The organism is Micromonospora sp. WMMA1947, assembly GCF_027497355.1.
GTDB lineage: Bacteria > Actinomycetota > Actinomycetes > Mycobacteriales > Micromonosporaceae > Micromonospora.
On the sequence record NZ_CP114909.1, the window covers coordinates 195,771 to 218,786 of the forward strand.

Below are 23,016 nucleotides of genomic sequence, written 5' to 3' on the forward strand. Positions count from 1 at the left end.
GAAGGCAGGAGGCAACCGGTTAAGCGGGATCGGCCGGGAGGCGACACCGCTTGACGTGCCCACCTGAACTGAACCGGTTAAGAGACGAATGCGAAAGCGGACAGCAGGGTTGACCCGCGCCGAGTGGGGTATCCGTGGACGATCCGCCCGGGAAGGAGACGTGCCATGGTCAACGTCGGTTACACCCTCATGTGCGAGCAGGCCGGCCCGAAGCAACTGGTCGACCACGCCGTACGCGCCGAGGCCGCCGGCTTCGACCATCTGGTCATGTCCGACCACTACTACCCCTGGCTGGAGTCCCAGGGCCACTCCCCGTACGCCTGGTCGGTGCTCGGCGCGGTCGCCCACGCCACCAGCCGGGCCGAGCTGATGTCGTTCGTGACCTGCCCGATCCGGCGGTACCACCCGGCGGTGGTGGCGCAGAAGGCCAGCACCATCGGGGTGCTCTCGGACGGACGGTTCACGCTGGGCCTCGGCGCCGGGGAGAACCTGAACGAGCACGTGGTGGGCGGGTGGCCGCACGTGCAGCAGCGGCACGAGATGTTCGAGGAGGCGCTGCAGATCATCCGGCCGCTGCTCAACGGCGAGACGCTGACGTTCTCCGGCAACCACTTCGACGTGCCGGACGCGTACGTCTGGGACCGTCCGGAGCGGCCGGTGCCGATGGCGGTGGCCGCGTCCGGCCGGCAGTCGGCCACGCTGGCCGCCGAGTACGCCGACGCCATGATCGCCACCGACCCGCTGTCCCACCTGATCGACATGTACGAGGAGGCGGGCGGCGCGGGCCGGCCCCGCTACGGGCAGGTGGCCATCTGCTACGGCCCGGACGAGGACGAGTGCCGCAAGATCGTGCACGACCAGTTCCGCTGGTTCGGCCTGGGCTGGAAGGTCAACGCCGACCTGCCCGGCCCGGAGTCGTTCGACGCGGCCACCCAGTTCGTCCGGGAGGAGGACGTGGCCGAGGGCATCTCCTGCGGCCCGGACACCGACCGGCACGTCGAGGCGTTCAAGAAGTTCGTCGACGCGGGCTTCACCCACGTCGCGCTGGTCCAGGTGGGCGGCGACACCCAGCCGATGTTCCTCGACTGGGCCCAGGAGGAACTGCTGCCCCGGCTGCGCGAGCTGTGACAGTCGCACCGCTACCTCCCCCGCTGAGGAGTTGACGCCATGCGTATCGGGAACACCGAGATCCGTCCCGCCGGGGGCGGGCTCGGCTGCCTGCTGATGATCCTCTTCTCGATCGTCGCCTCGGTGGTGCTCACCGTGCTGCTCAACCTGGTCCTGTAGAACCCGGCCCGGCGCGCGCGACGGCGACCCCAGAATGGGGCATGCCCCTGCTGACCGCGCTGCCGCTGGCGCTGGAGATGGTCGCCGGGTCGAAGCTCGTCAGCGCCGTCGTCCTCGCCGCCGGCCGTCACCCGCGACGCAGTTCGGCCGCCTTCCTGGCCGGCGTGACAGTCGGCGTGCTCGGGCCGTTAACGCTCTGGTACGCGGCCTTCCGGGTGCTGCGGCACACCGCCGTGCACGGCATCGGGGCAGGTGGCAGCCGCCGGCTCATCGACTGGATCGTGCTGGGCCTGCTGGTCGTCCTCATGGTGGTCACGTTCCGCAGGCGGCGGCGCGACCGGCCGCCGGGGTGGCTGCGCCGGTTGCAGGACCCGCGGCCCGCGTACGCCTTCGGTCTGGGGCTGCTGCTCGCCGTCGCCGTGCCGAGCGACGAGCTGGTCATGGCGTCGGTCGCGGGCAGCATGGCCGGGCACGGCCGGCCGTGGTGGCACCTGCTGCCGTTCGTGGCGCTCACCGTGCTGCTGCTGGCCCTGCCGCTGCTCACGCTGCTGATCTTCGGCGAGCGCGCGGAGCGGCTGCTGCCCGCCTTCCGGTCCTGGACCGACAGGCACTCCTGGCTGGTCAGCGAGGCCGTCATCGGAATCTTCGCGGCCTTCGTGGTGGCCGACCTGGCGGGGTCGTTCAGCCGGCCGTGAGGTCCACGTCGGCCAGCACCGGGTAGTGGTCGGACGCCGAGTCGGCGTCACCGTCGCGGACCACCCGGACCGCGCGTACCCGATCGGCCAGCGCCGGGGTGGCGAGCAGGTAGTCCAGCCGCATCCCGGCGAACTCGGCGCCGCCGTGCCGGGTCGGCACGGTCAGGCCGCCGGGTTCGTCGCCGCCGGAGCGCGGCCACAGGTCGACCAGCCCGGCGTCGAGCAGCCGGGCCACCGCGCGGGTGTCCACGGTACGGCCGTCGCGGCGCAGGTGCCGTCGCCGGTACGCCGTCGCCAGCCCGGCCAGCCGGGCGGTGTGGTCGACGGCGGGTTCCAGCGTGTTCAGATCCCCGGCGAGCAGCGCCAGCTCTCCCCCGGTACGCCGCAGCGCGGCGGCGAGCCAGTCCGCCTCCATCCGCCGCCGCCCACCCGTGTACGGGTACAGGTGCGTGCTGAGCACGGTGAGCGGGCCCGCGCCGGTCGCGACCTGCACCCGGGCGGCGGCGTGGTGGAACGGGCGGCGGACCCGGCCGGCGCGCAGCACCCGCCACGGCGGGCGGACCAGCACCGCCACCGGCTGACCGAAGCAGGAGCGGGCCAGGTACGCGGCCATCCCGAGCCGGTCGGCCAGCCCGCCCAGCGTGGCGTCCATGCCGCGCAGTTCCTGCAGCGCCAGCACGTCGGGGCGCTGCGCGGTGACGACCGAGACGATCCGGTCCCGGCGGTCGGTGCCGTCGCCGTCCCGCCCGCCGGTCCGGATGTTCCAGGTCATCAACCGCAGCATCGGCTCAGTTCGGCCGGGCGGCCTTGGCCAGCTCGTCGTCCAGCTCGTCCACCTGTTCGGACTCGATCGCCGGCTGGTTGCCCTCGGCCACGTCGGCGTTCGGCTTGATCACCCAGTACAGCAGCGACAGCCAGAGCGCGCCGAGCAGGATCGCGCCCATGAAGTCGGTCGGGTGGTGCATGCCCCGGTACATCCGGGAGGTGGCCACGCCGACCGGCATCAGCACGGCCATGCCCACGAACAGCCACCGCCACCACCTGTCGGTACGCGGGAACACGATGACCGCCATGGCGACCCAGAGGCAGATGGTCGCCGCGATGTGCCCGGACGGGAACGACGAGGTGGGCATCGGCCCGTCCAGGTTCTCCACCGGCGGCCGGGGCCGGTCCACCACGCGGGCGCTGGCCAGGAACAGGCTCAGCTCGCCGAACATCGCCAGCACCACGTACAGCACCGGGCGCCACCGCCGCCACACGGCCAGCACGATCGGGCAGAACACCAGCGAGACCAGCAGGATGGCGTGGGTGTCACCGAACTTGCTCCACCACCAGCTCAGCTCGGTCAGCGCGTCGGTGTGCCGCTCGGCGAACCAGCGCGGCACCTCGGTGTCGAGCGTGTCGAAGAACGTGCCCTTGGCGTGGTAGCTGACGAACATGCCGAACGCGTAGAGCACACCGAAGACGAGCACCCAGCCGACCAGCAGCTCGGCCACCGCCGAGCGGGGGTGCTCCAGCACCTTCTCCTCGTCCGGCGCGAGCGCCAGGTCCTCGCCCGCCTCCGGCTCCAGCCCCTCGCGCAGCGGCGGCACCGGCCGGCCGCGCTCGCGCCGCCACAGCCGGAAGGCGTACGCGGTGACGCCCAGCCAGGCCGCGCCGAGCAGCCAGCCGCCGATCACGTCGGACACGAAGTGCACGCCCAGCGCGATCCGGGTCAGCCCGACCAGGAAGATCAGCACGCCGGCGACGGCGATGGCGGGCTTGCGCCAGCGCGGCGACATGGCCGGCAGGAACACCAGCAGCAGCGCCCCGTACGCGACGAACGAGCCGAGCGCGTGACCACTGGGGAAGCTGTTGCCCGGCGCGCTGGCGATCGGCACGTCCACCACCGGGCGCAGCCGCCCGACCAGCGCCTTGAGCGACGGGTCGAGGATCAGCCCGCCGACGCCGGTGACGATCAGGTAGACCGCCAGCCGGGACTGGCGGCGGATCAGCAGGCCCACCACGGCGATGGTGATCAGCCAGATCAGCACCGGCCGTCCGCCCAGGTCGGTGATCGCCTGGAGCACGGTGACCAGCGGGCCGTGCGGCGCCACCAGGTCGTTGAACCACTCGGCCACCGCGTGGTCGGCGTCGCCCAGCGGGCTCCACCGGAACCGGACCAGCATGAGCAGCACGCCGAACCCGACTCCCGCGCCGGCCACGGCGAGCAGGCCCGCGAGGCTCCGTTCGGCGAAATGGCCCAGCGGCCGGCGCCCGGCTTCCTTGACCGCGGTCACACCGCACCTCCCTTGTTCTTCTGCGAGGCGCGCTGTACCCGATCGGCGTGTCCCGTACACGCCGCACCGGCGTGGCGTCAGAGCGAGGTCATGTCACCGGTGTCGAAAAGTTCCTCGCGTTGCGCCTCCGGCTCCCACAGGTCCGGCTTGGCGGGCTCCTCCACGCCGATGCGCATCGCTTCGAGCTGGGCCGCGAAGGCCAGCCCGCCGAACAGCGCGATCCCGGTGAGGTTGGCCCAGAGCAGCAGGGCCATCATGCCGGTCAGCGCGCCGTAGGTCTGGCCGAATCCGCCGCTGTACTTGACGTAGGCGGCGAGCAGCAGGCTGGCCAGCCACCAGATCGCGATGGCGATGGACGCGCCGAAGAAGAGCCAGGACAGGCCGGGCTGGCGGCGCCGGGGCGCGTGCCGGAACAGCACGGCGACGGCGAGCACGGTGAGGCCGAGGCTCAGCGGCCAGCGGATCACGTCCCACCCGGCCATGGCGAGGTCGCCCCATTCGTAGTGCCGCCGTACCGACTCGCCCATCGCCCGGCCACCGACCAGGATCAGGAAGCCGGCAAGCGCGGGCACGCCGGCGACCACCGCGAGGACCGCGGCGCGCAGGTACTTTGCCAGCGCCGGGCGGTCCCGCTCGACGCCGTAGATCCGGTTGGCGCCCCGCTCGATCTGCGCCATCGTGGTGGTCAGCGCGACCAGACCGGTGAGCAGACCGAGCGTCAGGGCCAGCTCACCGGCGTCCTCGGTACGCTCGCTGTCGGTCAGCAGGTCCTGCACCATGGCTTCGCTCTGGCCGGGCGTGATCGCCAGCACCGTGTCGGCGACGACCTTGCCGCCCTCGTCCACGCCCAGGTCGGTGATCAGGCCGGTGAGCGCGATCAGGAACGGCACCACGGCCAGGCAGAGCTGCAACGCCAGCGCCCGGGAGTGGCTGAAGCCGTCGCCGTAGCGGAACCGGATGAACGCGTCCCGCAGCAGGCACCAGCCGCCGTGCCGGCGCAGTGTGTGCCAGGCGTCGTCGGCGGACAACTCGTTCTCGGTCATCAACCGGGTCTCGGGGACCAGCTTGGTGCTACTCACGCCGAGCCTCCTCGACCAGGTGCTCACCACGCTCGCCGACCGCGTCGGCGTCCTCCGCCAGGTCGGGGTGCTCCTCGGGACGCGGTACGCAGAGCCAGAGCGACTCCGGGCGGATGGTGGCCTTGAGCGAGCGGCCCGGCTCGATCAGGTCGCCGTCGAGCTGCCGGGGCTGCGCCCGGGTGCTGGTGATCTCGACCGACCGGGCCCGGAACACCTCCATGCCGGGCACCCGGTCGCGGCGGCGCAGCACCGCCCAGCCCATGGCGAGCCAGTGGCGCAGCGTACGCGGCGTCAGCACCGCCACGTCCAGCCAGCCGTCGTCCGGTTCGGCCTCGGTGAGCAGGCGTACCCCGCCCTGGAGGCGCCCGACGTTGGCGACCAGGACCGAGCGGGCCCGGCGGCGCAGCGGCGGCTTGCCGTCGATGCGCACCGACACCCGCATCGGCCGGTCGCGCAGGTGCCGGGCGGCGCCCACCACGTACGCCGGCCAGCCGATCCGCTTCTTCGTGGTCTCGGAGGTGGAGTCGAGCATCTGGGCGTCGAAGCCCATCCCGGCCATCACCGCGAAGCACTTGTCGCCGACCACGCCGACGTCGAGGCGGCGCATCCCGCGCTCGACGGCGACCTGGAGCCCGGCGGCCAGGTCGCCGGAGAGGCCGAGGTTGGCGGCCAGCAGGTTGCCGGTGCCCTGGGGCAGCACGGCCAGCGCCACGTCGGTGCCGGCCAGCGCGGTCACGCAGGCCATCACCGTGCCGTCGCCGCCACAGGCGAAGACGACCTCCGCGCCCGCCTTCACGGCCTGTTCCGCCTGCCCGCGGCCCGGGTCCTCGACTGTCGTCTCGTACCAGGTCGGGGCCGGCCACCCGGCGGCGGCGAGCGCGCCGTCCACGGTGCGGCGGAACTCGTCCAGGTCGGCCACCTTGACCGGGTTGACCACCACTGCCGAGCGCGGGGTGCGGTTCTCCGCGTTCACCGGGCGCTTGTCGTCTGCACCGTCCACGGCGTCAGTGTGCAGGACACGGGGCGTGACGGCGACCCGGCGCAGCGGGACGTTGCGAGGACCGCAAACAGGTTTGAAAGACGGGTGGCCTCAGGCGGCCTCACGCAGCGCCGCGTCGACGCGGCGTCGCAGGTCGTCGATGTCCACCCCGGCCTCGGTGAGCACCACCGCGGCCAGGCCGTTTCCCTCGCGCAGCAGGCCGAGCAGGATGTGTTCGGTGCCGATGTGCCGGTGGTGCAGCCGCAGCGCCTCGCGCAGCGACAGCTCCAGCACCTTCTTGGCGCGGGGCGAGAACGTGCCGTGGTCCGGTCCGCGACGCCACCACCGGCGCGGGCGCGGGGTCGCCTCGCGCAGGGCGTCGGGGCCGAAGGACTGCTCGATCCGGGCCACTATCGCGGCGAGGTCGATGCCGATCTCGCGCAGCGCCGCCGCGTCCGCCTCGCCGAGCCCGTCCACGCCCTGCGCGGTGTGGCGGGCCACCGCGGCGCGCAGCGCGTCGGCGTCGACGCCGCCGGCCGCCAGCAGCCGTACCGCCAGGTTGTCGCTGTCGGCCAGTACGCCGAGCAGCAGGTGCTCGGTGCCGACCGGCCGCCGCCCCTCGGCGCGGGCCTCGTCGAGCGCGTGGTGCACCACGGTGCGGGCCCGGTCGGTGAATCGTTCGAACATCACGCCTCCCAGCTGTCGCGTACCGCCGGTCGTCCGGCGTGCTTCTTGTGGACCGCCTGCCGGCTGACCTCGAGGGCGTCGGCGATCTCCTGCCACGACCAGCCCTGTCGCCGGGCGTTGTCGACCTGGATCACCTCGAGCCGCTCCAGCAGCCGGCGCAGGGCGAGCACGGCGCGCAGGCCGACCTTGGGGTCGGTGCTGCCGGCCGCCGCCGCGAGTTCCGTAGCCTGACTCATGCTGTCAATGTAGGTTGACAGGCTCCCGTGTGTCAACCTCAGTTGACACGCGACCCGGCACGCCGCCCCGGGGCGGGACTATGCCCGGGGCGGGGTGGTTTTGTTCGCGGTGGACGTCCGGTCGAACTCGTCGCGGTTGCGGACGATGTCGCTCTGGTGATCACGGACCCAGTGCACGAGCCCGCTCACGGCCTCACTCAGTGAGTGGCCGAGCGGCGTCAGGGCGTACACCACCCTCGGGGGCACTTCCGGGTACGCGGTCCTGGTCACGAGCCCGTCGCGGTTGAGGGCGCGCAGCGTCTGGCCAAGCATCCGCTGGGAGATGCCGGCGACCTGCTCGTGCAGCGCGGTGAAGCGCAGCGGGCCGGACGCCAGGGCCGTGATGGTCAGCAGCGTCCACTTGTCGCCCACCCGCGCCAGCACGTCGCGGACGAGCTCGATCGTCTGAACGCAGTCCGGCGCGATCCCGCGCTGCGCAAGTTCGGCACCAAGGACGCTTGCCATGCTCTTCCGTTCCTCGCGCGTCAGTAGCTGACTTCAAAGTGCGTATCGGGCAGCCGGACTAAATCCGTTGGACGCATGTTTCTTACTAATCGTAACTGGCGTGCGGTCACCCGTTCGTGGCCGTGACAGCGGGAGGACGGCATGGTCCGGCACGACACGTTCACGATCACGCGGCACCTCGACGGGCCGCCGGGCGAGGTCTTCACCGCCTTCGCCGACTCCACGATCAGGCGCCGATGGTTCCGGCTTCCCGGCAGCGGCGCCTCGTACGAGCACGACTTCCGGGTGGGCGGTGGCGAGACGGCACGCAGCATCTTCACCTCGCTGGACACGGCACCCGAGCGACTGGAATACCGGTCGCGGTACATCGACATCGCGGACGCGCGCCGGATCGTCTACGGCTACGAGGCTGTCGTCGACGACGAACTGCGATGGACCTCGCTGGTCACCATCCGGCTCGGCGCCGAGACGACCGGAACCCGCCTGGAGTGGACCGAACAGGTGACCTTTCTCAGATACACGGGGGACGGCAGTTCCGACCTCGCGCACCTGCGCGGCGCCAGCGTGCTGCGGCTGAACGGACTGGACGCCGCCCTGCAATTCGAATCGACGAGAACGGATCACTCATGACGAACATCGGGATCATCCTCGGCAGCACCCGCCCCGGCCGGGTCGGTCACCAGGTGGCCGAGTGGGTGGCGAAGCACGGCAGCCGGCACGAGGGCGTCGACGTCGAGGTGGTGGACGTCAAGGACTACGACCTGCCGGTCTTCGACGAGCCGCAGTCACCGCTACTCGGCTCCTACACCCACCCTCACACGTGGCGCTGGAGCAAGAAGATCGCCGAGTTCGACGGATACGTCTTCGTCACTCCGGAGTACAACCGATCGATTCCCTCGGCGCTGAAGAACGCCATCGACTACCTCTACGGCGAGTGGAACAACAAGGCGGCCGGATTCGTCTCCTATGGCAGCAACGTCGGCGGCGCCCGCGCGGTGGAACACCTACGCCTCATCACGGCAGGTCTTCAGCTGGCAGGCGTACGCACCCAGGTCAGCCTGTCACTCGCCACCGACTTCGCGGCATTCACGACGTTCACTCCTGGCGATCGCCACGACACCATGCTCCGCCAGCTCTTCACCGAGGTGGCCGTCTGGGCCGACGCGCTCGCGCCACTGCGCCGGCCCTGACCGTGCAGGCCGCTCACGACCACCGCCAGTACCAAAATGCGCCCTGAAGATTCCACACCCCGGCCCGTCCCGGTGTTAGGTTCCGCTGGTGTTCCGCCGCCGTCCGCTGGACCGGCCGGTCGAGTCCGCGCGCCGGCTCACCGCCGGCCGCCTCTGCCTGGAGATCGCCGGGGGTAGCGTGGTCGGGCACCGCTACCCGGAGAACTACGACGTGCTGCACGTCGACCCCGACCTGCCGCTCGCCGTGGTCTGCGACGGGATGGGCGACGGCGAGGGCAGCCGGGTCGCCGGCACGACCGCCGCGGAGACGTTCGTGGCGCAGGTCCGCGCCGGCTGGCCCGCCGTCGGCGCCGCCGCGCTGCGGACCGCCGTGGCCGAGACTCAACGGCGGGTACGCCAGGCCGGCGCCGCGCAGTCCGGCCTGACCGGGTGCACGCTCACCGCGCTCGTCATCGAGCCGGACAGCGACCAGGGCTGGCTGGTGCAGCTCGGCGACTCGCGGGCGTACCGGCTGCGCGACGGGCTGCTGGAACTGGTGACAGTCGACCACACCATGGCCTGGCTCGGGCTGCTGCACGGATGGTGGCCGGCCGACTCGCCGGAGGCGGCACGGGCGCGCTACCAGCTGCTGCGATACGTCGGCCACCCGGACCGGCCCGAGCCGGACCTGCTCGCCGTGCCGCTGCGCCGCGGCGACACCTGGCTGCTGTGCACCGACGGGATCAGCGACCAGCTCGGCTACCACCGGCTGCGGGACCTGCTCGCCGCTCGGCGCGACCCGGCGCGCACCGCCGAGGCCCTGCTCGCCGCCAGCCTGGACGAGGGCGGCGAGGACAACGCCACCGCCGTCGTGCTGCGCGTCCACCCGGCGCTGCCCGCCCCGCGCTGACCGCCAGTTCCGCCGACCCGCTCCGGCGCACCCGGTCCCGCGACTACGGTGGGTGAAAAGCACGGGTCGGGAGGTGAGCCGGGGTGGCCGCACCCAGCCACGGCGCGGTGGTGGTCGGCGTGGGCCGGTCCGAGGCCGATCTGACGGTGGTCCGCACGGCCGCCGCCGAGGCCGCCGCCCACGACCGGCCGCTGCACCTGCTGCACGCGTTCAACTGGGCCGCGACGCCCGGCCCCGCCCCGGCCGGCGGCACCCGCACGGACGCGGAGAACGTGCTGGAGCACGCCGGGCAGGTCGTCGCCGAGTGCGCGCCGCAGGTGCCGGTCAGCGGCCGGATCGTCGAGGGCTCGCCGGTGGAGGCGCTGCTGCGGGTCGCCGACACCGCGTTCCTGATCGCGCTCGGTGACGGCGGCATGTCCGCCCACCCGGACCGCGTACCGCCCGACACGCCGGCGGTGGACGTGGCCGCCCGGGCCGGCTGCCCGGTGCTGGTCGGGCGCACCGAGCCGGCGCCGCCCGGGCCACTGCTCGTCGGCTTCGACGGGTCGCCCAGTTCGCAGGCCGCCCTCGGGTACGCCTTCGACTGCGCGCAACATCGGGGTGCCCGCCTGCTCGCCGTCCGGGTGATCGAGCCGGAGTCCGGCGACCGTGACGACGGGCGGCTGGAGGAGGCGGTCACCCGGCATGCCCGGCGGTATCCCCGCGTCGCCGCCGACTGCGAGACCGTCCACGGTGACCCGAGGTCCGTCCTGCTCGACCGGTCCCGCGCGGCGCAGATCGCGGTGGTGGCCGCCTGGGGAGACGGGCCGGTGGGGTCCACGCTGGGCGCGGTCAGCCAGTCCCTGCTCTACCACTCGCCGGCCCCGCTGATCGTCGTACGGGGCGTTGCCGCGGACTCCGGGGACGGGTCATGACGCCTGCGGGAGGCGGGACCAACGGCCCTGACCGGCGAGCCCCGAGGGGACGAGGCTGGACACGCCGGGGAAGAAGATGTGGTCCCCGAGTGGCAGCCGACTCCCAGCCACGAGAGGCTAAGGCAGCATGGACACCGCGGTGAACCTGCACAGCCCCCTGACCGAAGACGAGTTGCGTCGGCTGGACGCCTACTGGCGCGCGGCGAACTACCTGACCGTCGGCCAGATCTATCTGCTCGACAACCCGCTGCTGCGCGAACCACTCAAGCCCGAGCACGTCAAGCCGCGCCTGCTGGGCCACTGGGGCACCAGCCCCGGGCTCAACCTGCTCTACACGCACCTCAACCGGGTCATCGTGAACCGGGACCTGTCCGCCATCTTCGTCACCGGCCCCGGCCACGGCGGCCCGGCGCTGGTGGCGAACACCTGGCTGGAGGGCACCTACAGCGAGCTGTACCACCACATCCCCCGGGACGAGACCGGCATGCAGCGGCTGTTCCGGCAGTTCTCCTTCCCGGGCGGCATCCCGAGCCACGTGGCGCCGGAGGTGCCGGGTTCGATCCACGAGGGCGGCGAGCTGGGGTACGCGCTGAGCCACGCGTACGGCGCCGCGTTCGACAACCCGGACCTGCTCGTGGCCTGCGTGATCGGTGACGGCGAGGCGGAGACCGGCCCGCTGGCCGGGAGCTGGCTGTCGAACGTGTTCCTCAACCCGGCCCGCGACGGCGCGGTGCTGCCGATCCTGCACCTCAACGGCTACAAGATCGCCAACCCGACGGTGCTGGACCGGATCCCCGCCGAGGACCTGCGGGACATGATGCGCGGCTTCGGCTACGAGCCGTACCTGGTCGAGGGCGACGACCCGGCGACAGTGCACCAGCGGCTGGCCGGCACGCTCGACCGGGCGGTCGACGAGATCGCCGCGATCCAGCGCCGGGCCCGCTCCGGCGAGCACGTCGAGCGTCCCCGGTGGCCGATGATCATCCTGCGGACGCCGAAGGGCTGGACCGGTCCGTCCCGGGTCGACGGCAAGCAGGTCGAGGGCACGTTCCGCGCCCACCAGGTGCCGATCTCGCAGGTCCGGGACAACCCGGAGCACCTGGCCGAACTGGAGCGCTGGCTGCGCAGCTACCGGCCGGAGGAGCTGTTCGACGCCACCGGCGGTCCGGTCGCCGAGGTGGCCGAGCTGCCGCCGGCCGGTGACCGCCGGATGAGCGCCAACCCGGTCGCCAACGGCGGCCGGCTGCTGCGCAATCTGGAGCTGCCGGACTTCCGCGACTACGCGGTCGACGTCCCGACGCCCGGCGAGCCGATGGCCGGCGCGACGGGTGTGCTCGGTCCCTGGGTCCGCGACGTGATCGCCCGCAACCCGGAGACGTTCCGCCTGTTCGGCCCGGACGAGGTCGCCTCGAACCGGCTCGGCGCGGCGTTCGAGGTCACCGACCGCGCGTTCGTGGGCGCCGAGATCCCCGGCGACGACCACCTCTCCCCCGACGGCCGGGTGATGGAGGTGCTCTCCGAGCACCTGTGCCAGGGCTGGCTGGAGGGCTACCTGCTGACCGGCCGGCACGGCATCTTCACCAGCTACGAGGCGTTCATCCACATCGTCGACTCGATGGTCAACCAGCACGCCAAGTGGCTGAAGGTGACCCGGCACATCCCGTGGCGGGAGCCGGTGGCGTCGCTGAACTACCTGCTGTCCAGCCACGTGTGGCGCCAGGACCACAACGGCTTCTCGCACCAGGATCCGGGCTTCATCGACCACGTGGTCAACAAGAAGGCCGAGGTGGTCCGGGTCTACCTGCCGCCGGACGGCAACACGCTGTTGTCCACCATGGATCACTGCCTGCGCAGCCGGCACTACATCAACGTGGTGGTGGCCGGCAAGCAGCCCGCGCCGAACTGGCTGACCATGGACGAGGCGATCCAGCACTGCCGCCGCGGCCTGGGCATCTGGGACTGGGCCAGCAGCGACGAGGGCACCGAGCCGGACGTGGTGCTCGCCTGCGCCGGCGACGTGCCGACGCTGGAGACGCTCGCCGCCGTCGACCTGCTGCGCCGCCACCTGCCGGACCTGAAGGTCCGCGTCGTCAACGTGGTCGACCTGATGCGCCTGCAGCCGCCGTCGGAGCACCCGCACGGCCTGCCGGACAACGAGTTCGACACCATCTTCACCAGCGACAAGCCGGTCATCTTCGCCTACCACGGCTACCCGTGGCTGATCCACCGGCTCACCTACCGCCGGACCAACCATGAGAACCTGCACGTGCGCGGCTACAAGGAGGAGGGCACCACCACGACGCCGTTCGACATGGTGATGCTCAACGACCTGGACCGCTTCCACCTGGTCATCGACGTGATCGACCGGGTGCCGGGGCTGCGGTCGCGCGCCGCGCACCTGCGTCAGGACATGGTGGACGCCCGCCAGGCCTGCCGCGACTACACCCGCCGCTACGGCGAGGACGACCCCCGGGTCGCCGAGTGGCGCTGGATCCGCGAGAACGACCCGGCCGTGAGGAGTGGCGAATGAGCGGCGAGGAGATCCTGGTCGGCTACGACGGTTCCGCCGACGCGGTGATCGCCCTGAACTGGGCGCTGGACGAGGCGGGCCGCTCGGGACGGCCGGTACGCCTGGCGTACGTCTTCGAGTGGCTGACCGTGACCGGCTGGATCGGTCCCGGCGTGGCCCCCGGCGTGTGGCCGGACGAGGCGGCCCGGCAGCAGGTCGACGAACTGGTCCGCAAGGCGGCGGCGGACGCCGCCGCCGACCGGCCGGGCCTGACCGTGCACGGCGAGGTGTTCGACGGCCCGCCCGCGCTGGTGCTCCAGGAGCGGTCCGCCGACGCCGGGATGCTGGTGCTCGGCAGCCGGGGCCACGGCGGCTTCGGCGGCCTGCTCGCCGGGTCCACGGCGGTCTCGGTCACCGCGCACGCCCATTGCCCGGTGGTGGTGGTCCGCGACGGCCAGGCCGCCACGTCCGGGCCGGTGGTGGTCGGCTCGGACGGCTCGGAGTCGGCGCTGCGGGCGCTCGGCTTCGCCGTCGAGCGGGCCGCCCAGCGGGACGTGCCGCTGCGGGTGCTGCGGGCCTGGGAGCCGCCGGGCGACAGGTGGGTGCCGCCGGACTTCGACCCGGAGCAGGTCGCCGCGAGCGAGCGCGCGGCCGCCGAGGCGGAGCTGGCGCCCTGGCGGGAGAGCTTCCCCGACGTGCCCGTCGAGATCGAGGCCGTCCCCGGCAGCGCGTCGGCGCTGCTGGTGGAGGCGAGCCGGTCGGCGCAGCTCGTGGTGGTCGGCAGCCGGGGCCGGGGCGGCCTGCGCGGCATGCTGCTCGGCTCGGTCAGCCAGCAGCTCATCCAGCACTCGCACTGCCCCGTCGCCGTGGTACGCGAGCGCTGACTCAGCGGCCGGTCGCGGTCGAGCCGTCCTCCGGGTTGAGCGAGAAGTAGTCCTCCTCCTCCTGGGCCAGGTGCAGGCGCAGCACCGCGTCCAGGCCGTAGAGCGCGGCGAGCAGGTCGGGCACCTCGTCACGGCGCAGCCGGCCGTCCGGCTGCGCCGTGAGGTGCCCGCCGATCCGCTCCACCAGCCGGACGATCTCCACGTGCGCCCGGCTCATCGTGGAGGTGGCCTCGTCGCTGCCGAGCGGACCGGCCAGCGCCGGGTAGAGCTGCCGGTCCTCGGCCGCCTCGTGCGGCAGCACCTCGTCGACCAGGCGCCGGTGCACCTCGCGCAGCGCCGGCAGGCACGCCGGGTCGTCCGGGCGGGTCGCCACCAGGTCGGCGGTGTCCCGCAGCTCTGCGAGCACGTCGCGGACGCCGCCGTGCTCGCTGGCGTACCTGTCGATCAGTTCGACGGTGTGCGCGGGCAGGTCGCGCCGCCGCAGGCCGCCGCCGAGCGCGCGCAGCGCGTTGAGGATCACCAGGACGTCGATGCCCTCCTGCAGGAACGCGCCGGCCACCGGGGGCAGCCGCCCCGCGGCCGCCACCAGCATCGCCAGCACCGCCAGTCCCATGCCGACGGTGGCGCTCTGCACCGCGATGCGGCGGGCGTACCGGGCGATCTCGACGGCGTCGGCGAGCCGGTCGAGGCGGTCCACGGTGAGCACCGCGTCGGCCACGTCCGCCGAGGCGGTCGCCCCGGTCGCGCCCATCGCCACGCCGACGTGCGCCTCGGCCAGCGCGGGCGCGTCGTTCACGCCGTCGCCGACCATCACGGTCACGGCGTGCGCAGACTCCTCGCGTACCCGCTCGGCCTTCTCCTGCGGCGAGCACCGCGCGATCACGTCGTCCACGCCCACGACCTGCGCGACCTGCCGGGCCGTGCCCGGACGGTCGCCGGTCACCATGACCAGCCGGGAAAGGCCCGCCTCGCGCAGCCGCCGCACGGTCCGGCGGGCGTCCGGGCGGACCGGGTCCTCCAGCAGGATCGCGCCGAGCGGCCCGTGGTCGTCGCTGACCCAGACCGCGGAACGCCCGGCCCGTTCGGCGCGCTCACCGAGCCGGCCCGCCCACTCCGGCGGCTCCCCGGCGAGCTGCCCGACGTGCACCATCCGCCCGTCGACGCGCCCGCTCACCCCGTGCCCCGGTTCCTCGGTGACCTGCGTCGGCTCGGCCAGCGGCAGCCCGCGCTCGCGGGCCTGCCGGACCAGCGCGGCGGCCAGCACGTGCGGGGAGAGCTGCTCGACGGAGGCGGCCAGCCGCAGCACCTCGTCCCGGTCGCCGCCCGGCGCCACCACCACCTCGGCCGCCCGGGGCCGCCCGGCGGTGAGCGTGCCGGTCTTGTCCAGCAGCAGCGTACGGGCGCGGCCGAGCTGTTCCAGCGACCCGCCGTCACGGACCAGCACGCCGCGCCGGGCCACCCGGGACAGCCCGGAGACCACGGCGATCGGGGTCGCCAGCAGCAGCGGGCACGGTGTCGCCACCACGAGCACCGCCACTGCCCTGGTGAACTCGCCGGACAGCAGCCACGCCAGCCCGGCCAGCACCAGCGTGAACGGCACGAACGCGGCGGCGTACCGGTCGGCCAGCCGTACCATCGGGGCCTTGCGGGCGGTGGCCTCGCCGGCCAGGCGGACGATGCCCGCGTAGGTGCTCTCCGCCGCGTTGCGGCGGGCCCGCAGCCCGAAGCCGGCGCCCGCGTTGACGACACCGCTGGCGACCTGTTCGCCGGCCGCGCGGGTGACCAGCTGCGACTCGCCGGTGACCACCGACTCGTCGAGCGTGGCCGCCTCCTCGACCACGCCGTCCACCGGCACCACGTCGCCCGGCCCGACGACCAGGCGGTCCCCCACCTCGACGCGGTCCAGCGGCACCACCTCGATCCCGCCGTCCGGCGTCCGGCGACGCGCCTGCCGGGGCGCGCGTTCCAGCAGCGCCCGCAGGTCACGGGTGGCGCGACGCTGGGCGTACTCCTCCAGCGCCCGCCCGGTGGCGACCATCACCGCGATCACGGCGCCGGCCAGGTACTCCCGCACCAGCAGCGCGCCGAGCAGCGCCAGCACCGCGATGACGTCCACCCCGAACTGCCGCAGCCACAGCTGGCGCAGCGTCGTCCAGGCAGCGGGCACCAGGGCGACCACCGTGACCGCGGCCCAGACCAGCCGGGCGGCGTCGTGCGCGCCCGCGAACCACAGCGCCGCCCCGGCCAGCACGGCCGCGGTGAGCAGCACCAGCGGCGCCCACTCGGCCCGTGCCCACCGCCGGGCACGGGCCGGCTGCTCGGGTACGCACTCGCGTGGTTCGCTTCCCACGTGTGGATCGTCTCAGCCCGGACGTGGGACGGACAGGGCGATGCGGGTAATCCGGGGGATGGAACGGCGTCCCCACCCGCCCGTGGGGCACGATGGGGAAAACAGGAAAGGTCGTGACGATGAGCCACGAGACGCCGGCCGGCGATCGCCCGTTGACCACCGCGCTCGCGGAGGCCGCCGGAATGGCCGGCCACGCCCCCTCGGTGCACAACACGCAGCCGTGGCACTGGACGGTCCTGCCCGACGCGCTGGAGCTGCGGGTGGTCCGCGAACGGCACCTCAGCGCCATGGACCCGGAAGGGCACCTGCTGGTGGTGAGCTGCGGCGCCGCGCTGCACCACGCCCGGGTGGCGCTGGCCGCCGAGGGCTGGACCCCGGTGGTGGAACGGCTGCCCGACCCGGCCGAACCCGACCTGCTGGCCCGCATCACCACCCTCAAGCACACCGGCGCCGACCCCGACGCCATGCGCGTCGTGCAGTGCATGCAGGTGCGGCACACCGACCGGCGGCCGGTCAGCGACGAGCCGATCCCCACCGCCGCGCTCGACGACATCGAGCGGGCGGCCACGCTGGAAGGCGTGAACCTGCAACTGCTCGACGACACCCAGAAGATCCAGCTCGCCGGCGCCGCCCAGCAGGCCGCCGCCGTCGAGGCGGACAGCCCGGAGCTGCGCGAGGAACTGGCGTACTGGACCAGCCGGGCCGGCACCGGCACCGGGCTGCCGCCGGAGGTGCTGCCCGACCAGGCCCCGCAGACGACCGTTCCGGCCCGCGACTTCGGCCGCGCCGGCTCGCTGCCGATCGGGCCCGGCCACGACAAGACCGCCGTGTACGGGATCCTGTGGGGCTCCGACGACGAGCTGATGAGCTGGCTGCGCGCCGGTGAGGCGCTCTCCGCCGCCTGGCTCACCGCCACCCGGCACGGGGTGTCGCTGGTGCCGCTGTCCGGTGTGGTGGAGGTCGAGGGCACCCGCGAGGTGCTGCGGCAGATGCTCTCCGGCCTGGGGTACCCGTACATCAGCATGCGGCTCGGGCTGGCCGACCCGAACCACGCCGGGCCGCCGCACACGCCCCGGCTGGACGCCGCGCAGACGGTCGACACCTCGGCGGTCCGCGACCGTCTCGCCTGACCGGTCTCGATCAGCGCGGCCACCGGGCGATACCATCGCCCGGTGGCCGCCGCACCCCAGTCCCCGCACGAGCACGTCGCGCCGTCGCTCGGGCTGACTCCGCTGTCCCGCGTCCGCCTGGACGAACTGCTCCAGGAGATGCTCGACCGCGTCGGCGAGGTGGTGACCAGCCGCGAGCGGCTACGGGCCCTGCTGGACGCCGTCGTCGGCATCGGGTCCGACCTCGATCTGCGCAGCACGCTGCAGCGGATCGTGCAGTCGGCGTGCGAGCTGGCCGGCGCCCGCTACGGCGCGCTCGGCGTGATCGGTCCCGACCGCATGCTGCACGACTTCATCGTCCACGGCATCAGCCCCGAACTGCACGCCAAGATCGGCGAGCTGCCGCACGGCCGCGGCGTGCTGGGTCTGCTCATCGACGAGCCGAAGCCGGTCCGCATGCCGGACATCACCAAGCACCCGAAGTCGTACGGCTTCCCGCCGAACCACCCGCCGATGCACAGCTTCCTCGGTGTGCCGGTGCGCATCCGCGACCACGTCTGGGGCAACCTCTACCTGGCCGAGAAGCAGGGCGCGACCGAGTTCACCGAGGACGACGAGGAGATCGTGGTGGCGCTGGCCGCCGCGGCCGGCGTGGCGATCGAGAACGCCCGCCTCTACGCGCTGGCGCACCGGCGGGAACGCTGGCTCGCCGCCGCCGCGGAGATCACCTCGGTGCTGCTCGGCGAGGTACGCCGAACCGACGCGCTGACGCTCGTGGCCCGCCGTGCCCGCGAGGTCGCCGAGGCCGAACTGGCGCTGGTGCTGCTCTACGACGAGGACGAGGCCCAGTTCACCGTCGAGGTCGTCGACGGCGCCGACCCGGTCACCCGGGAACTGGTCGGCGCGGTGCTGCCGGCCGCCGAGACCAGCTTCGCCGCGTCCGCCACGTCGGGCCGGCACGACCAGGTGGAGAACCTCGCCGCCGCCGCGCCCTGGCCCCGGCCCGTGGTCGCCGGCCCGGCCGTGGTCTCCCCGCTCGCCGCCGCCGACACGCTGCACGGCGTGCTGGTGATCGGCTACCGGCCCGACCACGGGCCCGCCGCCGACGACGACCTCGCCCTGCTCGCCAGCTTCGCCGGGCAGGCCGCGCTCGCCATGGAACGGGCCCGCGGGCAGGAGGAGCGGGAACTGCTGGTGGTCCTGGAGGACCGCGAACGCATCGCCCGCGACCTGCACGACGTGGTGATCCAGCGGCTGTTCGCCACCGGCCTGCAACTGCAGAGCGGCGCGATGAACGCCCGCCCCGAGGCGGCCAAGCGGATCAACCAGGCCGTCGACGACCTGGACGCCACCATCCGCGACATCCGCCGCACCATCTTCGAGCTGCGCACCCCGATGAGCGCGGCGCTGCGCACCGAGATCCGCGAGGCGATCGAGGTGGCCGCCGAGTCGCTCGGCTACCGCCCCGACCTGGAACTGATCGGCCCGATCGACAGCGCCGTCCCGGACGACCTGCGCGGAGAACTCACCGCCGTGCTGCGCGAGGCGCTCTCCAACGCGGTACGCCACGCGCAGGCCGACCGGGTGTCGGTGCGCGTACGCGTCGACTCCGGCCGGGTCGAGATCACCGTCACCGACGACGGGATCGGCTGCGACCCGGAGGCGGCCCGCAGCGGGCTGGTCAACCTGCGGGAACGGGCCGAGCGGCTCGGCGGCGAGTTCTCGCTGCGCCGGGCCGAGCCGCGCGGCACCGAGGTGCGCTGGAGCGCCCCGCTCGACTGAGGCGGCGTCAGGTGTTCTTGCCGAGCAGGCGGGTGGCCAGCACCGCCGCCTGCGTACGCCGCTCCAGGCCGAGCTTCGCGAGCACGCTGGAGACGTAGTTCTTCACCGTCTTCTCGGCCAGGAACATCTTCCCGGCGATCTCCCGGTTGGTGAGCCCCTCCGCCACGTACTCCAGGATCCGCCGCTCCTGCTCGGTGAGCGACTTCAACTCCCGGGGCTGCTCCACGCCGCTGCGGATGCGCTCCAGCACGCGGGTGGTGATCGCCGGGTCGAGCAGGGACTGCCCCGCCGCCACCCGGCGGACAGCGTCCACCAGGTCGGTGCCGCGGATCTGCTTGAGCACGTACCCGGCGGCGCCCGCCATGATCGCCGCGAACAGCGCCTCGTCGTCCTCGTACGAGGTGAGGATCAGACCCTTGATCGAGGAGTCCACGGCGCGGACGTCCCGGCAGACGTCGATGCCGTTGCCGTCGGGCAGCCGGGCGTCGAGGATCGCCACGTCGGGGCGCAGCGCCGGGATGCGGCGCGCCGCCTCCTGGGCCAGGCCGGACTCGCCGACCACCTCGATGTCGCCGCTGCTCTGGAGCAGGTCGGCAAGGCCACGACGGACGACCTCGTGGTCGTCGAGCAGGAACACCCGGATCATCCGTCCTTTCTACCCGCTTTCCCGCCCCCGTAGCACGGGTCGAAAGTCCCGTCCTGCCCGCGTCGGCCGGGACCGACGGCCGGGCCCAGGTGGGGACCTCCGGCCCTGCTCACCGCGCCGCCCGCTGACGCACCGTAGTGGTGTACCCGGCCGGGGAAGCCGGCGCCGCACGAGAGGGAGCACCACCATGACGACCGAATACACCGGCGAGCAACTGCGGGCCGCGGTCGCCGACGCGGTCCGGGCGCCGTCGCTGCACAACACCCAGCCGTGGCGGTTCCGGCTCGTCGACGGCGGCATCGAGGTGTCCGTCGACCCGCTGCGCGGCCTGCCCGCCACCGACCCGACCGGCTGGGGCGCACGGATCGCCGCCGGGGCGGCCCTGTTCAACCTGCGGCTGGCGCTCGCCGTAGCGGGCACCCCGGCCACCGTGCGGCTGCGCCCGTACCCCGCCGACCCGGACGTCGTGGCCCGGCTGGTGCCGGACGTGCCGCGCCGTCCCACCCCGGTCGAGCAGAGCCTGTACGGGGCGATCAGCCACCGGTTCAGCAACCGCGCGCCGTTCTGGCCGGACCCGGTGCCGGCCGAGGCCCGCTGGCGGCTCGGCGAGGCGGCCCGCGCCGAGCAGTGCTGGCTGGAGCTGGTGATCGGCACCAGCGCCGTCAACGCGGTCGCCGAGGTCGCCCGCAGCGCCCACCGGGTGCTGGAACGCGACCCCGCGTACGTGGCCGAACGAGCCGAGTGGATCCGCTCCGAGCCGGCCCCGGACGGGGTGCCCATCGGCGCCGGCGGACCGCAGAGCGAACCGCAGGACCTGCTGCCCCAGCGCGGCTTCGGCGGCCGCAACCGCGCCCCCGGTCGCGACTTCGAACCGGAGCCGCTGGTCGCGGTGCTCGGCTCGGCCGGCAACACGTCCGCCGACCAGATCCTGGCCGGGCAGGCGCTGCAGCGGGTGCTGCTCACCGCCACCGACGCCGGGCTGAGCGTGTCGATGCTGTCCCAGCCGATCGAGGTGCCCGCCGCGCGCGAGGCGCTGCGGATGTCGCTGGGCCGGTTCGGCACCCCGCAGATGGTGATGCGGATCGGGTACGGCCAGCCGGGCCGCGCCACCCCGCGTCGCCCGGTCGAGGAGGTGCTGGACCTCCCGGTCGCGTCGGCCTGACCCTTACCCCTCCGCAGGTCAGGCCGGCCGCCCCGGCCCCCTGTGCCGGCTGCGCGCTCCGGCGCCGACTCAGGCCGGGAGCGTGGCCAGCAGGGCGGCTTCCCGCTCCGGCGCCAGGCCGACCGGGGCGCGCGCCGGGCGCCCCGCGCGGTCCGGCACGCGCCCCACCTCGCGCAGCCACCGCCAGGTGTCGGCGACCGTCTCGGTCACCGGCCGGCAGACCAACCCCGCCGCGTACGCCCGCTCGACGTTGCGCTCCTGCAACCAGCGGTACTCGTGCCCCTGCGGAATCCACACCGGCAGGTCGTTCCACGGCTCCACCCCGGCCGCCAGAATCGGCTCCGGCGCCGTCCACCGCAGCGTCGCGGCCGACCCGGTCGCCGCCACCGCCGCGTCGAGCAGGTCACCCATCGTCGCGTGCCCGGTGCGACCCACCACGTTGTACGCCCCGCCGACGCCCTCGGCACCCCGGTCCAGCAGCCAGGTCGCCAGGTCGCGAACGTCCACGTACTGGATCGGCAGGTCACGCGGCCCCGGTGCCAGCACCTCGCCGCCCCGGGCGATCCGGTTCAGCCACCACGGCAACCGCCCGATGTCCTCCCCCGGCCCGAGGATCAGCCCGGCGCGCGCCAGCAGCGCCCGGTCACCGAACACCCGCGTCGCGGCGAGTTCCCCGCCGGCCTTGTTCGCCGGATAGTCACCGTCGTCGTCGGCGTCCGCGTCCGCCGCCACCGTCGGCGCCTCCTCGCCGGTGCCGAGCTCGACGGGTGGCGCGTACACCGAGCCGCTGGACACGTACACGTAGTGCGGCACGGCGTCGACGAGCGCCGACGCCGCGTCCCGTACCGCCCGGGGCGCGCCGTCCCACGTGTCCACCACCAGGTCCCACTCGCCGCCGGTGAGCGCGGCCAGCCCGTCCGGCGCGGTCCGGTCACCCCGCAACCGGTGTACGCCGTCCGGCACCCGCCCGTGTACGCCCCGGTTGAACACTGTCACCTGCCAGTCGCGGCGTACCGCCTCGGTCACCACGGCACCGCCGACAAAGCCCGTACCGCCAAGCATCAGGAGTCGCATGCGTCCCAGCGTGCCGCCCCGCGCCGCCCGGCAGGCCCCCGTTCACGGTAAGCAGATCTGCCAACGGCAGAACCACGGGTCAGCCCGGCACAGACGGGCGCGCGCCGCGCTGCGCGCGGCGAGCGGGATCTGCCGCGCCGTCCGCCCCCCTGCCCCGCCGATCTTGGAGTTGTGGTGCCACGAATTGCCCCGTTCAGCCCTCTTCGCGAGGTGCCACAACTCCAAGATCGCCGACCCTCGGGCCTTCACGGGGAGTTCTCGGGCCCCCGACCCGCCGAGTCCTTTAAAGCGCGCGCGATCTTGCACTTTGGTGCCCCGCAAACCGCGCGAATGGGACGTCCGGAGGGCGCAAACTGCAAGATCGCGTGGCCCGTCGGCGGCCGCTGCGCTCCCGTTCGGCGCACGCCCTGCCCGGTCGCGTCGATCATGAACTTGACGGCGCCTGGTGTCCGTTTTGTCGCCGCCAACCTCATGATCAACCCTGTGGAGGGGCGCCCGGGGAGGGCTTCTCCGGGTGATCAAGGAGTTTGTGGGCTCAAGGGGGCCGGGAGGTGCCACAAACTCCTTGATCACGGGGTGCAGGGTGAGGTGCTCGGCTGGGCTCGGTGAGGGTTGGGCGGGTGTGGGGTGGGTGTCCGGTTCGGGGGTGGTGGGCGGCACTGTGGTGGCGGAATCGTGGGCGGGTGCCGGGCGTTGTAACCGGGTGAACGACCGAGCACCGGCTGCCGCCGAGCGAGGCGGTGCCGGCTGTGGGCACAGGC

The 23,016-nt window shown here is 73.4% G+C and carries 21 protein-coding genes; 11 read left to right on the forward strand and 10 right to left on the reverse strand.

What is annotated here, in order from left to right; all coding sequences use genetic code 11:
- Positions 1–165: 165 nt before the first annotated feature.
- Positions 166–1,128: a TIGR03557 family F420-dependent LLM class oxidoreductase gene (locus O7604_RS00955; protein ID WP_269701070.1), complete on the forward strand. Its 963-nt coding sequence runs from the start codon at positions 166–168 to the stop codon at positions 1,126–1,128.
- Between the two features lie 200 nt (positions 1,129–1,328).
- Positions 1,329–1,982 carry a GAP family protein gene (locus O7604_RS00960; protein ID WP_281578586.1) on the forward strand — a complete coding sequence of 218 codons (654 nt, stop codon included), beginning with the start codon at positions 1,329–1,331 and terminating at the stop codon, positions 1,980–1,982.
- Here O7604_RS00960 and O7604_RS00965 read toward each other — a convergent pair.
- From O7604_RS00965 to O7604_RS00995, 7 genes are all read right to left on the reverse strand, one after another.
- Complete coding sequence (locus O7604_RS00965) at positions 1,969–2,766, reverse strand: endonuclease/exonuclease/phosphatase family protein (protein ID WP_281578587.1); 798 nt, start codon at positions 2,764–2,766, stop codon at positions 1,969–1,971. The two genes, O7604_RS00960 and O7604_RS00965, sit on opposite strands and share 14 nt — an antisense overlap.
- Before the next feature lie 4 nt (positions 2,767–2,770).
- Positions 2,771–4,261, reverse strand: a complete 1,491-nt coding sequence (locus O7604_RS00970) for a phosphatase PAP2 family protein (protein ID WP_281578588.1) — start codon at positions 4,259–4,261, stop codon at positions 2,771–2,773.
- Between the two features lie 77 nt (positions 4,262–4,338).
- Complete coding sequence (locus O7604_RS00975) at positions 4,339–5,340, reverse strand: YihY/virulence factor BrkB family protein (protein ID WP_269701078.1); 1,002 nt, start codon at positions 5,338–5,340, stop codon at positions 4,339–4,341.
- The gene (locus O7604_RS00980) at positions 5,333–6,340 is read right to left on the reverse strand and encodes a diacylglycerol kinase family protein (protein WP_281578589.1); all 1,008 of its coding nucleotides are present in this window, start codon (positions 6,338–6,340) and stop codon (positions 5,333–5,335) included. Before O7604_RS00980 ends, O7604_RS00975 begins: the two co-directional genes overlap by 8 nt.
- A gap of 90 nt (positions 6,341–6,430) precedes the next feature.
- The gene (locus O7604_RS00985; RefSeq protein WP_281578590.1) at positions 6,431–7,006 is read right to left on the reverse strand and encodes a Clp protease N-terminal domain-containing protein; all 576 of its coding nucleotides are present in this window, start codon (positions 7,004–7,006) and stop codon (positions 6,431–6,433) included.
- Complete coding sequence (locus O7604_RS00990; protein WP_043325563.1) at positions 7,006–7,242, reverse strand: HTH domain-containing protein; 237 nt, start codon at positions 7,240–7,242, stop codon at positions 7,006–7,008. The genes O7604_RS00985 and O7604_RS00990 overlap by 1 nt, the downstream gene beginning before the upstream one ends.
- A gap of 78 nt (positions 7,243–7,320) precedes the next feature.
- Complete coding sequence (locus O7604_RS00995; RefSeq protein ID WP_281578591.1) at positions 7,321–7,746, reverse strand: helix-turn-helix domain-containing protein; 426 nt, start codon at positions 7,744–7,746, stop codon at positions 7,321–7,323.
- A 141-nt stretch (positions 7,747–7,887) separates the two neighbouring features.
- Here O7604_RS00995 and O7604_RS01000 point away from each other — a divergent pair, with 141 nt between their 5' ends.
- The 6 genes from O7604_RS01000 to O7604_RS01025 all read left to right on the forward strand — a co-directional run bounded on the left by O7604_RS01000 (position 7,888) and on the right by O7604_RS01025 (position 14,132).
- Positions 7,888–8,376: an SRPBCC domain-containing protein gene (locus O7604_RS01000; protein ID WP_281578592.1), complete on the forward strand. Its 489-nt coding sequence runs from the start codon at positions 7,888–7,890 to the stop codon at positions 8,374–8,376.
- Positions 8,373–8,936, forward strand: a complete 564-nt coding sequence (locus O7604_RS01005; protein ID WP_281578593.1) for an NADPH-dependent FMN reductase — start codon at positions 8,373–8,375, stop codon at positions 8,934–8,936. Before O7604_RS01000 ends, O7604_RS01005 begins: the two co-directional genes overlap by 4 nt.
- A gap of 88 nt (positions 8,937–9,024) precedes the next feature.
- Positions 9,025–9,825: a PP2C family serine/threonine-protein phosphatase gene (locus tag O7604_RS01010; RefSeq protein ID WP_281578594.1), complete on the forward strand. Its 801-nt coding sequence runs from the start codon at positions 9,025–9,027 to the stop codon at positions 9,823–9,825.
- 83 nt (positions 9,826–9,908) lie between these two features.
- Positions 9,909–10,739, forward strand: coding sequence for a universal stress protein (locus O7604_RS01015; RefSeq protein ID WP_281578595.1), 831 nt, complete (start codon positions 9,909–9,911; stop codon positions 10,737–10,739).
- Between the two features lie 127 nt (positions 10,740–10,866).
- Complete coding sequence (locus O7604_RS01020; RefSeq protein ID WP_281578596.1) at positions 10,867–13,269, forward strand: phosphoketolase family protein; 2,403 nt, start codon at positions 10,867–10,869, stop codon at positions 13,267–13,269.
- Positions 13,266–14,132 (forward strand): universal stress protein, encoded by an 867-nt coding sequence (locus O7604_RS01025; RefSeq protein ID WP_269701092.1) that lies wholly within the window; start codon positions 13,266–13,268, stop codon positions 14,130–14,132. Before O7604_RS01020 ends, O7604_RS01025 begins: the two co-directional genes overlap by 4 nt.
- Before the next feature lies 1 nt (position 14,133).
- Here O7604_RS01025 and O7604_RS01035 read toward each other — a convergent pair whose 3' ends face one another.
- Positions 14,134–16,482 (reverse strand): heavy metal translocating P-type ATPase, encoded by a 2,349-nt coding sequence (locus tag O7604_RS01035; RefSeq protein ID WP_348650999.1) that lies wholly within the window; start codon positions 16,480–16,482, stop codon positions 14,134–14,136.
- Between the two features lie 119 nt (positions 16,483–16,601).
- Between O7604_RS01035 and O7604_RS01040 the strand changes: the two genes are divergently transcribed.
- The gene (locus O7604_RS01040) at positions 16,602–17,612 is read left to right on the forward strand and encodes a nitroreductase (RefSeq protein WP_281578597.1); all 1,011 of its coding nucleotides are present in this window, start codon (positions 16,602–16,604) and stop codon (positions 17,610–17,612) included.
- A gap of 138 nt (positions 17,613–17,750) precedes the next feature.
- Positions 17,751–19,373: a GAF domain-containing sensor histidine kinase gene (locus O7604_RS01045; protein WP_269706890.1), complete on the forward strand. Its 1,623-nt coding sequence runs from the start codon at positions 17,751–17,753 to the stop codon at positions 19,371–19,373.
- Between the two features lie 7 nt (positions 19,374–19,380).
- Here O7604_RS01045 and O7604_RS01050 read toward each other — a convergent pair whose 3' ends face one another.
- A complete protein-coding gene (locus tag O7604_RS01050) occupies positions 19,381–20,019 on the reverse strand; it encodes a response regulator transcription factor (RefSeq protein WP_013284884.1) in 639 nt (212 codons plus the stop codon).
- A gap of 187 nt (positions 20,020–20,206) precedes the next feature.
- Here O7604_RS01050 and O7604_RS01055 point away from each other — a divergent pair, with 187 nt between their 5' ends.
- Entirely contained in the window at positions 20,207–21,181 is a 975-nt protein-coding gene (locus O7604_RS01055) for a nitroreductase (RefSeq protein WP_281578598.1), read from the forward strand.
- A 69-nt stretch (positions 21,182–21,250) separates the two neighbouring features.
- On the opposite strand, the gene O7604_RS01060 is transcribed toward O7604_RS01055, so the two are convergent.
- Positions 21,251–22,255: an NAD-dependent epimerase/dehydratase family protein gene (locus tag O7604_RS01060; RefSeq protein WP_269701095.1), complete on the reverse strand. Its 1,005-nt coding sequence runs from the start codon at positions 22,253–22,255 to the stop codon at positions 21,251–21,253.
- Positions 22,256–23,016 lie beyond the last annotated feature (761 nt).

Coding starts and splice junctions, on each gene's coding strand:
- O7604_RS00955 (WP_269701070.1), top strand. CDS start 166: ATGGTCAACGTCGGTTACACCCTCATGTGCGAGCAGGCCGGCCCGAAG.
- O7604_RS00960 (WP_281578586.1), top strand. CDS start 1,329: ATGCCCCTGCTGACCGCGCTGCCGCTGGCGCTGGAGATGGTCGCCGGG.
- O7604_RS00965 (WP_281578587.1), bottom strand. CDS start 2,766: ATGCTGCGGTTGATGACCTGGAACATCCGGACCGGCGGGCGGGACGGC.
- O7604_RS00985 (WP_281578590.1), bottom strand. CDS start 7,006: ATGTTCGAACGATTCACCGACCGGGCCCGCACCGTGGTGCACCACGCG.
- O7604_RS00990 (WP_043325563.1), bottom strand. CDS start 7,242: ATGAGTCAGGCTACGGAACTCGCGGCGGCGGCCGGCAGCACCGACCCC.
- O7604_RS00995 (WP_281578591.1), bottom strand. CDS start 7,746: ATGGCAAGCGTCCTTGGTGCCGAACTTGCGCAGCGCGGGATCGCGCCG.
- O7604_RS01000 (WP_281578592.1), top strand. CDS start 7,888: ATGGTCCGGCACGACACGTTCACGATCACGCGGCACCTCGACGGGCCG.
- O7604_RS01005 (WP_281578593.1), top strand. CDS start 8,373: ATGACGAACATCGGGATCATCCTCGGCAGCACCCGCCCCGGCCGGGTC.
- O7604_RS01020 (WP_281578596.1), top strand. CDS start 10,867: ATGGACACCGCGGTGAACCTGCACAGCCCCCTGACCGAAGACGAGTTG.
- O7604_RS01025 (WP_269701092.1), top strand. CDS start 13,266: ATGAGCGGCGAGGAGATCCTGGTCGGCTACGACGGTTCCGCCGACGCG.
- O7604_RS01040 (WP_281578597.1), top strand. CDS start 16,602: ATGAGCCACGAGACGCCGGCCGGCGATCGCCCGTTGACCACCGCGCTC.
- O7604_RS01045 (WP_269706890.1), top strand. CDS start 17,751: ATGCTCGACCGCGTCGGCGAGGTGGTGACCAGCCGCGAGCGGCTACGG.
- O7604_RS01050 (WP_013284884.1), bottom strand. CDS start 20,019: ATGATCCGGGTGTTCCTGCTCGACGACCACGAGGTCGTCCGTCGTGGC.
- O7604_RS01055 (WP_281578598.1), top strand. CDS start 20,207: ATGACGACCGAATACACCGGCGAGCAACTGCGGGCCGCGGTCGCCGAC.
- O7604_RS01060 (WP_269701095.1), bottom strand. CDS start 22,255: ATGCGACTCCTGATGCTTGGCGGTACGGGCTTTGTCGGCGGTGCCGTG.